The organism is Mycobacterium kyorinense (genome assembly GCF_001672775.1).
Taxonomy (GTDB): domain Bacteria; phylum Actinomycetota; class Actinomycetes; order Mycobacteriales; family Mycobacteriaceae; genus Mycobacterium; species Mycobacterium kyorinense_A.
Genome location: NZ_LZKJ01000079.1, coordinates 1 through 1987, shown reverse-complemented (window position 1 = coordinate 1987; position 1987 = coordinate 1). Strand labels below are relative to the sequence as shown.

General features: G+C 66.5%; 3 protein-coding genes. All 3 read right to left on the bottom strand.

Annotated features, from left to right (window positions below; all coding sequences use genetic code 11):
• Nucleotides 1-149, bottom strand: a 149-nt coding sequence (locus A5707_RS08100; RefSeq protein WP_197495286.1) for a WXG100 family type VII secretion target, incomplete at its 3' end; no start/stop codon positions are given.
• A 42-nt stretch (nt 150-191) separates the two neighbouring features.
• Nucleotides 192-1334 (bottom strand): PPE family protein, encoded by a 1143-nt coding sequence (locus tag A5707_RS08095; protein ID WP_065013989.1) that lies wholly within the window; start codon nt 1332-1334, stop codon nt 192-194.
• A 17-nt stretch (nt 1335-1351) separates the two neighbouring features.
• Entirely contained in the window at nt 1352-1651 is a 300-nt protein-coding gene (locus A5707_RS08090; protein WP_065013988.1) for a PE family protein, read from the bottom strand.
• Nucleotides 1652-1987 lie beyond the last annotated feature (336 nt).

The following is a 1987-nucleotide window of genomic DNA, read 5'->3' as shown; positions in this document are numbered from 1 at the left end:
TGGGCGGTTCCGCTCCAGCCGGCTCCGGCGATGTTTTGGGACGAGGCCCACATCTTGCGGGCTTCGTCTTCGACGGTCTGGGCGTGTAGGTCAAAGCGGCCGGCCACGTCGCGCATGGCGTGCGGGTCGGTCATAAACCGAGTGGTCATGGAACTCTCCTTCTTTTTAAATCAGTGAATGCGGTGATCGACTCATCGCATGGTTGATCGTCGTCCCTTGGCCTTGCGCTTGGCCTCGTCCGGGTCCCGGCGACGGGAGTCAGCCATGCCACGCCCGGACATCGTCATCAACGGAGCCCCGCCGAACAGCGGCATCCCGCTGAACATGCCGCCTTCTGACGCAACGACATTGGCGATCGGCAACTCGGCGGCGGCCAGGCGCATCTCCGGGGCCGCCGTGGCCCAGCCTTGCGGCACCGACATACCGCTGAGGGAGGTCGCCTGGCCGACACCAGCGGACACCGATGCCCCCGCCAGGCCGACGGGTGCCTCCAATACCGGCGTCAGGCCTAATGGTTGAGCCGCCGCTATGGCGCCGGGCGCCGCTGCTCCCAGACCGAAGGGAGACGGCAGCGCGGTGCCGGCAATCGCATACTCGGGAAAGAACGCGGCGATGATCGCGGTATCGAAGAGCGCGTCCTGAGGCAGGGCCCAAATGTCCGAGAGTGACCCCAACGTATCGAGACCCGGAATGGACCCCGTCGGCGCCGACGGCGCTGCTGCCTGCAGCGCCTGCGAAACCGAGGCGTGCCCGGCCGACGTACCGGTGGCCTGGGCGACCGCCGCGTGCTGCGCAGCCATCCCACCGGGGTTGGTGGTTTGCTGCGGCGACGTGAACGGGGTCACCTGGGAAGCGGTCTGCGAGGCAGCGGCGTAGCCGTACATCGCGGCGGCGTCCTGAGCCCACATCTCGGCGTAATCGGCCTCATTGGCGGCGATGGCCGGCGCGTTCTGTCCAAGGATGTTGGTCGCTACCAGCGTCACCAACTCGGTCCGGTTGGCGGCGATCACGGGTGGGGGCACCGTCATGGCATAGGCAGCCGCATGCGCGGCCGCTGCGGCCTTGGCCTGAGCGCCGGTTTGTTGAGCTTGCGCAGCAGTGGCGCTCAGCCACGCCGTGTGCGGCGCAGCCGCAGCGGCCATCGACGCGGACGACGCGCCCAACCACGGTCCGCTGCTCAACCCCGAGACCACCGCTTCATAGCTCGCCGCGGTGGCGTAAAGGTCGTTGGCCAGTTCGTCCCAGGCCGCAGCGGCAGCCATCATCGGCGCCGAGCCCGGGCCGGCGTACATGCGGCCGGAGTTGATCTCCGGCGGCAACGCTGCGAAATCCATGCCTATTCGCCCCTACGTCAGCCCGCAGCGAGTGCGTTGGCAGCCTCGGTGGCCGCGTACGTGCCGGCGCTGCCGTTGAGGTTCGCCGCGAACGCCTGTTGGATGGCCGCAGCTTGAGCACCGACCGCTTGGTACATCTGGGCATGCGCGGCGAACTGTGCGGCTGTCGCAATCGATACTTCGTCGGCGGCTGCCGGAACCACCCCGGTCGTCGGCGCAGCTATCGCGGCATTCCGGGCCGCCAGCCCAGATGCGATACCGCTCAAGTTGCTGGCTGCCGCCATCAGCGCTTCGGGCTGTGTGGTTACGAAAGACAATGACTTCTCCTAACGAAAACAAGCCGGGTCATATTGGCGCCGACTACAGACAACGGCTCCAATAACTACCTAGCTGGACGGCAGTTGTGAAAGTGCGTTAACCGTTTCTTAACTTGGTTAACGGCGTTTTAACGTCGCTGCCTGGAAGGCTGCTGTCGGCGAAGCCGACCGCCACAGCAGCCGCAAAAGCGATGACGCCCGCGTCTCTGACGAGCAACGACACGCGCTGTGACGTGCTAAATTTCCTTGGACAGCCGTAGTGATGTCCTGGGGGCGCGACGTGCGCACAAGCACCTCGCGTCACGGCAGCATCGGGGGCGGGCCCGATCGGGCGGC

Coding starts and splice junctions, on each gene's coding strand:
- A5707_RS08095 (WP_065013989.1), bottom strand. CDS start 1,334: ATGGATTTCGCAGCGTTGCCGCCGGAGATCAACTCCGGCCGCATGTAC.